Origin of the sequence: Aeromonas sp. HMWF015, assembly GCF_963878965.1 — a bacterium.
GTDB classification, from domain to species: domain Bacteria; phylum Pseudomonadota; class Gammaproteobacteria; order Enterobacterales; family Aeromonadaceae; genus Aeromonas; species Aeromonas veronii.
Genome location: NZ_CAWNZT010000240.1, coordinates 5,115 through 11,912 on the forward strand (window position 1 = coordinate 5,115; position 6,798 = coordinate 11,912).

General features: G+C 57.1%; 9 protein-coding genes and 1 pseudogene. 5 read left to right on the top strand and 5 right to left on the bottom strand.

Features of this window, described 5'->3' with window-relative positions; all coding sequences use genetic code 11:
* From AACS18_RS12870 to AACS18_RS12880, 3 genes are all read right to left on the bottom strand, one after another.
* The coding region (locus AACS18_RS12870) for an iron-containing alcohol dehydrogenase (RefSeq protein ID WP_258228932.1) at positions 1 to 357 on the bottom strand (357 nt) is incomplete at its 3' end.
* A gap of 298 nt (positions 358 to 655) precedes the next feature.
* Entirely contained in the window at positions 656 to 1,162 is a 507-nt protein-coding gene (locus tag AACS18_RS12875; RefSeq protein WP_108614355.1) for a GNAT family N-acetyltransferase, read from the bottom strand.
* 91 nt (positions 1,163 to 1,253) lie between these two features.
* Positions 1,254 to 1,646: an NUDIX hydrolase gene (locus tag AACS18_RS12880; protein WP_108614356.1), complete on the bottom strand. Its 393-nt coding sequence runs from the start codon at positions 1,644 to 1,646 to the stop codon at positions 1,254 to 1,256.
* Positions 1,647 to 1,984: 338 nt separating this feature from the next.
* Between AACS18_RS12880 and AACS18_RS12885 the strand changes: the two genes are divergently transcribed.
* Positions 1,985 to 2,830 (top strand): DUF5718 family protein, encoded by an 846-nt coding sequence (locus tag AACS18_RS12885; RefSeq protein WP_108614368.1) that lies wholly within the window; start codon positions 1,985 to 1,987, stop codon positions 2,828 to 2,830.
* Positions 2,831 to 2,888: 58 nt separating this feature from the next.
* Entirely contained in the window at positions 2,889 to 3,329 is a 441-nt protein-coding gene (locus tag AACS18_RS12890; RefSeq protein ID WP_108614357.1) for an acetyltransferase, read from the top strand.
* A 78-nt stretch (positions 3,330 to 3,407) separates the two neighbouring features.
* Here AACS18_RS12890 and AACS18_RS12895 read toward each other — a convergent pair whose 3' ends face one another.
* Positions 3,408 to 3,728 (bottom strand): DUF4377 domain-containing protein, encoded by a 321-nt coding sequence (locus tag AACS18_RS12895; protein WP_108614358.1) that lies wholly within the window; start codon positions 3,726 to 3,728, stop codon positions 3,408 to 3,410.
* Between the two features lie 92 nt (positions 3,729 to 3,820).
* Positions 3,821 to 5,107, bottom strand: coding sequence for a citrate synthase (locus AACS18_RS12900; RefSeq protein WP_005333572.1), 1,287 nt, complete (start codon positions 5,105 to 5,107; stop codon positions 3,821 to 3,823).
* Positions 5,108 to 5,549: 442 nt separating this feature from the next.
* Between AACS18_RS12900 and sdhC the strand changes: the two genes are divergently transcribed.
* From sdhC to AACS18_RS23455, 3 genes and pseudogenes are all read left to right on the top strand, one after another.
* Entirely contained in the window at positions 5,550 to 5,927 is a 378-nt protein-coding gene (gene sdhC / locus AACS18_RS12905) for a succinate dehydrogenase cytochrome b556 subunit (protein WP_005333571.1), read from the top strand.
* Positions 5,921 to 6,265 carry a succinate dehydrogenase, hydrophobic membrane anchor protein gene (sdhD, locus tag AACS18_RS12910; protein WP_108614359.1) on the top strand — a complete coding sequence of 115 codons (345 nt, stop codon included), beginning with the start codon at positions 5,921 to 5,923 and terminating at the stop codon, positions 6,263 to 6,265. Before sdhC ends, sdhD begins: the two co-directional genes overlap by 7 nt.
* Before the next feature lie 58 nt (positions 6,266 to 6,323).
* Positions 6,324 to 6,798: pseudogene (locus AACS18_RS23455) on the top strand (FAD-binding protein); the annotation flags it as partial.

Below are 6,798 nucleotides of genomic sequence, written 5' to 3' on the forward strand. Positions count from 1 at the left end.
CGTCGGGAACAGCACAACCGGACGGCGCAGATAGAAGGCCACGGCCTTGGCGACATCCAGCGTCTTGCCGCCGCCGATCCCGACAATCACGTTCGCACCATATTGCTCTGCAAGGTGGGTCAGGCGGTGGATCTCTTGTTCGGTGCATTCGTAGCGAAACTTGTCGACCACTCCCCTGAGGCCTGCCTGCAGGAGCCCCGCCAAAGCTTCTTCCCGTACCCGCTCCAGAATGAACTCATCGCTGATGAGCAACGCATAGTCACCAAAATCTTTAACGTGCTCATGGAGTTGCGGGAGAAGGTGCTGACCGATGATGAACTTTTTGGGGGAGGTAACTGTACGGGGCAAAGTGGGCATCCATTATTCCTCAAGGCAGTGAATAGCATAAAATTGATTATCAAATGGGTCTCTTACGATACGCCTGATGAGGCAATAGATGAAGAAGAAAAGGGGGGCGTTTTAATCATTAATTAATATTTCTATTTGTTTGGCTGTATTTTGGGGCGGCGATTGGCGGTGTTGAGGCATACAGGAGCACTGGCCGTATCGTGGCAATCCGTCGCAAGCCATACTGCTGCAACAAACAGTCACGCTGGCAACAAGCAGGGCCGCTTGGTGCGGCCCTGCTTGTATTTGGATAAGGGATAGGGGATGGTCAGAGCGGTTTGTAGAAGATGACGGTCGCAGCAAGGGAGCCATCGGCGTTGCGTGCAAAGCTCGGGATCTGGCCCGCTTCCAGATAGCCGAGTTGACGATAGAGGTGGGAGGCCACATCACCGGCGCGAGTATCCAGCACCAGCAGTGAACGGCCCGCGGCATGGGCGCCTTGTTCCAAGGCCTGCATCAGCGCACGACCGACACCTTTGCCTCTCGCCGTTTGCAGTACCATCAGTTTTTCCACTTCGGCCCGGTGGCGACCGTTGGCCTTGCCACAGAGCGCGAGCTGAATCGCTCCTACTATCTGTTGCTGCTCAAGGGCAAGCCACAGCTTTCGGTGACCTGCCGCCAGATCCGCGTCAACTCCTTGCCAGTAGCGGGTAGATTCCTCCATGGTCAGCGGCGGTAAAAAACCGACCGAGGCGCCGCTATCGACACAATCTTGCAGCAGGGTGATGAGCGCGCTTTGGTAGGTTGCTGCGCTCTTAACTTCCACAATGTTCATCTGACACCCTTGTCGTTGCGCTGTTATGTGGCTGATTGCCACCGTTGGTTCATATGAGGTAGGTACTTATGCTCGCCGCGAGTACGGCTTGTCAGCGGATCAGCTCCTGCTCAACCAGCCAGGTAAACAGCAGGCGGGAGACGGGGGAGAGCTCATCGAGGTGAGAGCTATCGAGCCAGCGCAGCTCGGCAATTTCGGCCGAGGCGATTGGGGTGCCGCTAGCTTCGCCTGTGTAGCAGCGCAGTCTCACCTCGATTCCTGCCGGTTTGCCATCTGCCTGAGCGCTGAACTCGCAGACAAAGCGCAGGGTATCGGGCTGTAGGGTGACAGCCAGCTCCTCTGCAATCTCGCGGATCAGCGCCGCCTCGTCGCTCTCGCCCGGTTCCCGCTTGCCGCCTGGGATGTAATAGATGTCCTTGCCGTGGGAGCGGGCGCAGAGCAGCTGCTGATCTTTAAAGGTGAGCCAGGCGAGTTTGTCGATCATCCGTTTTCTCTCCAATGGGGTTGTCGTGATGAGCAGTGGCGCACTCAAGCGCACAGTTGTTTTGCATGCCGGCAGCCTAACAAAGATGAAGTTGAGTCCCAAGTAGAAAGAGGGGATAGGCCGGAAACGCACTGTTTCCAGTGCGGTGACTGCGTAGCTGAATGAGTGCGCAATCGCTGGTTCGCCACAGCCTTCTCGTCCCTAAAAAAGTGGACTGGCGCACACCACGACAGGGCCGGACTGGGCGAAGGCGTGGCCCTTGTGGTTTAATCTTGCCACTTTAGCGGTAGTGGGCGACGGGCCTGCTACCTTGCGTGGGCAAGATGCAGGTGAGCAAGATGCAGATAGCAGCAGAGAGCAAATTTATCGGACTCGGGGTCGCGGGCAATTTCGCCGGTCATCTGGAGCAGGCGGGTGAAGCATCGGACTTCGTAGCCGTAGTCGTGCGCGACACCACAGCGCCCAAGGCGCTGTTCCCCTTCTTCGTGCCGGGCCATCCGGGTCAGCTCGGGGTATTCCCGTTGAGCGACAAGGCGATCTTCCTGCCGGAAGCGGCGGTCAGCGGTGACGAGAAGGTGCAGATCGAGCCGGAAGTAGCCCTCTGGTGCGAGCTGGAGTATGCCGGCAAGCAGGTGGTGGCGATCCATCCCCGCGCCTTTGGTGCCTATAACGACTGTTCCATCCGCCGTCCCAACGCCAAGAAGATCAGCGAGAAGAAGAACTGGGGCGAAGAGAGCAAGGGGTTGGCGGCCAACCTGCTGCCGCTTTCCGGTTTTGCCGCCGGTTGCGAGCTCGATGACTATCGCATCGCTTGCTATCTGGAGCGGGATGGCGAGCTGCACGCTTACGGGGTAGACAGCGCCGCCATCGACTACAGCTACTTCCACTGCAAGCTGCTCGACTGGGCCATCGACAAGTTCAATCATCAGCAGGATGAGGGGCCGGCGGAGCACATTCAGGGACTGCTGGCGCAGGCGGGACATCCTCCCCATGCGCTCATTAGTATCGGTGCCACCCGCTATACCCCGTTTGGCGAGACCCACTTCCTCAAACCGGGCGACACCTCCTGCGTGGTGGTCTATCCGGGCAGCCGTTATAGCGAAGCGGATATTCGCGAAGCGATCCGCAGCCGCAACTTTGGCGCTGATATGTCGGTGCTGCTGCAGGCGGTGCAGGCGCGTTAATCAGATTGGCCCGCGGGGAGGCTACTGCCATCCTGTGGGCTGCAACAAAGAGTCATTGATGAAGATTGATACTGCAACGCGGGCCGCTTATCCGGCCCTGATCGATCTGTGGGAGGCTTCGGTGCGGGCGACCCACCACTTCCTGCCCGAGGCCGAGATCCTGGCGCTTAAACCGCTTATTCTGGAGCACTACTTCGATGCGGTGACACTGCACTGTGCCCGGACGGAGGAGGGGCGCATTGCCGGTTTTTACGGGCTATGCGATGGCAAGATAGAGATGCTGTTTGTGGCTCCCGAGGCGCGCGGTAGTGGCGTGGGGCGTTTGCTGGTGGCCCATGCCATCACGCAGGGCGGCGCGACGCAGGTTGACGTCAACGAGCAGAACGAACAGGCGGTGGGCTTCTATCTGAAGATGGGATTCACCGTGACGGGTCGTTCGCCGCTGGATGGTCAGGGCAAGCCCTATCCGCTGCTGCATATGGCGCTGGCGCCGACCTGATCGTGCCTGATGAGGCGCAGTACCCATAAACCAACGGGGGATGGCATCAGCCATCCCCCGTTTTTTTGATCGTGTTTGTTACTTGCTGGCGACCTTGTTCACCACCTTGATCAGCCGATAGCGCAGGGAGGGGGCATCGGCCGGCACATCGGTGAGCTGCTCCTTGCTGACAGTGAGCTGGTAGCGGTAACCCAGCTCGAACTGGAAACCTTCAATATTCTGGTAGAACAGCGTCCAGGGCTGCTGCTCATCACTGCGAACCTGCATGCACTGCATCGGGCCAACTCCGACGCAATCGACCAGCTGGCTGTTGATATAGAGGGTCTCCCCCTGTGACGGGGCGGGGGTGCTCTGGCAGGCGGTCAGCAGCAAGGCTGCGCTGATAAACAGTGGTTTCATAATGGACTCCTTAACGCGAAAGGGGGCATTAGAGCGGCAAACAAAAAGGCGGTCAATGACCGCCTTTGTAACAAACCATATCAGCGCAGTGGTTAGCGCTGCTCGAGTGGAGTGAACTCGCGCAGCGGGTGGCCTACGTAGAGCTGGCGTGGGCGACCAATCTTGCTGTCCGGGTCTGAGTGGAACTCGTTCCAGTGCGCAATCCAGCCGATGGTGCGGGAGATGGCGAAGATCACGGTGAACATGCTCATCGGGATGCCGATCGCCTTCATGATGATGCCGGAGTAGAAGTCCACGTTCGGGTAGAGTTTCTTCTCGACGAAGTAGGGGTCGGAGAGCGCAATACGCTCCAGCTCCATGGCTACGTCCAGCAGCGGATCCTTGATCTGCAGCTCGGTCAGTACTTCGTGGCAGGTTTCGCGCATCACAGTGGCACGGGGGTCGTGGTTCTTGTAGACGCGGTGACCAAAGCCCATCAGACGGAACGGATCATTCTTGTCCTTGGCCTTGGCGATGTACTCGGGGATGCGATCCACCGAGCCGATCTCTTCCAGCATGCGCAGGCAGGCTTCGTTGGCACCACCGTGGGCCGGTCCCCACAGGGAGGCGATCCCCGCGGCGATACAGGCGAACGGGTTGGCACCGGAGGAGCCAGCCAGACGAACGGTGGAAGTGGAGGCGTTCTGCTCGTGATCCGCATGGAGGGTAAAGATACGATCCATGGCGCGTTCAACGATGGGGTTGACCTTGTACTCTTCGGTCGGCACGCCAAACATCATGTGCAGGAAGTTACCGGCATAGGAGAGGGCGTTACGCGGCTGCATGAACGGCTGGCCGATGGAGTACTTGTAACACATGGCTGCCAGAGTCGGCATCTTGGAGAGCAGACGGAAGGCGCAGATCTCGCGATGCTGCTCGTTATTGATGTCGAGAGCATCGTGATAGAAGGCGGAGAGGGCGCTGACTACACCGCACATGATGGCCATGGGGTGGGAGTCGCGACGGAAGCCGCGGAAGAAGAAGGCGATCTGCTCGTGCACCATGGTGTGGCGGGTGACCAGGCGTTCGAATTCGGCATATTGCGCCTTGGTCGGCGCTTCGCCGTACAGCAGGATATAGCAGACTTCCAGATAGGTGGCCTGGGTGGCCAACTGGGCGATGGGGTAACCACGGTGCAGCAAGACACCCTGATCCCCGTCAATGTAGGTAATGGCAGATTTGCAAGAACCGGTGGCCATAAAACCGGGGTCAAAGGTGAAATACCCCTGTGATCCCAATTTTCTGACATCGATGACATCCGGGCCGATGGTGCCGGAGAGGATCGGCAGTTCGACCGGATCTTTTCCGGGCAGGTGTAGGGTGGCTATCTTATCAGCCATAGCACGTCTCCTTTGCTCTTTATAATTTGGTTCCAGTCCTACTCTATTACGACTTTTATGACGCTGGCAAAGGTTGTTACCCATACCGAAGTGGCTGGAGCGCCTTATTTGAAACAGAGTTCCTTATCAATGTCAATTTTGCTGGAACCCCATTAATGGCATTAATGAAATGTTAAATTAAATATGCGATCGAGTTTGCGGTTTTGTGTTTTCTTTGTAGCTAATTGATTGTCTTCGGTTAAGGCCGCCGATATACTGCGCCACGTGGGTCATGGCTGCGGGTGTTTGAAACGCTTTGGCAAAGCCTTATGTGAAACCGAAAACTCGCGTTTTGGCTTTTTCAGAGTGTTTTGGTAACAAAAAACCAACAATCACCATTCCGTGCCCTCAAGTGTGAGTTAAAACAATAACTAACGTGCTCAATGGAGCTGAGTGGGCAAGCGTGAAAAACAAACAGAGACCGGTCAACCTCGACCTACAGACGATCAGCTTTCCTGTCACTGCCATTGCATCCATCCTGCACCGTGTTTCAGGGGTCATTACCTTTGTTGCACTGGGCATCTTGCTGTGGATGCTTGGTACTTCACTCGCCTCTCCCGAAGGGTTTGAAACCGTGGTTGCCATCATGGACAACTTCCTGGTCAAACTCGTGCTGTGGGGGATCCTGACTGCGCTGGCATACCATATTGTGGGCGGCTTGCGTCATCTGGTCATGGATATGGGCTATTGGGAAGAGCTGGAATCCGGTAATCAGAGCGCCCGCGTGGCCTTCGTGATCACCGCGATCCTGGCTGTATTGGCGGGAGTGCTTGTATGGTAACCAATTCTGCAACCTTCGGGCGCAGCGGCATTCATGATTACATCCTGATCCGCGCCACCGCCCTCATCATGACCTGTTATGTCCTCTATCTGGTGGGCTTTGTCGCGTTTAACGACATCACCTACGAGGTGTGGGCAGGCTTCTTCGCCAAAACATTCACCAAAGTATTCACCCTGTTGACCCTGCTCTGCGTACTGATCCACGCCTGGATTGGTCTGTGGCAGGTGCTGACTGACTATATCAAGCCGGTAGGGCTGCGCGGGGCGCTGCAATTTGCCCTGGTCGTGGTGCTGTTTGTCTATCTGATGACGGGTTTCGTCGTGCTGTGGGGTGTGTAAGGTGACTATTCCAACTCGTGAATTTGATGCGGTGGTGATTGGTGCCGGTGGTGCCGGTATGCGCGCCGCGCTGCAGATTGCCCAATCCGGCAAGAGCTGCGCTCTGTTGTCCAAGGTTTTTCCAACCCGTTCTCACACTGTCTCCGCCCAGGGCGGGATCACGGTTGCGCTGGGCAATGCCCACGATGACAACTGGCAGTGGCATATGTATGACACGGTAAAAGGTTCCGATTACATCGGTGATCAGGAAGCCATCGAGTACATGTGCAAAACCGGCCCCGAGGCTATCTATGAGCTGGAGAACATGGGCTTGCCCTTCTCCCGTTTCGACAACGGGTCTGTCTACCAGCGTCCGTTTGGTGGTCAGTCCAAGAATTTCGGTGGCGAGCAGGCTGCTCGTACCGCAGCGGCCGCCGACCGTACCGGTCACGCCCTGCTGCACACCCTCTATCAGCAGAACGTCAAGAACAAGACCACCGTCTTCTCCGAGTGGTATGCGCTGGATCTGGTGAAAAACCAGGATGGCCATGTGG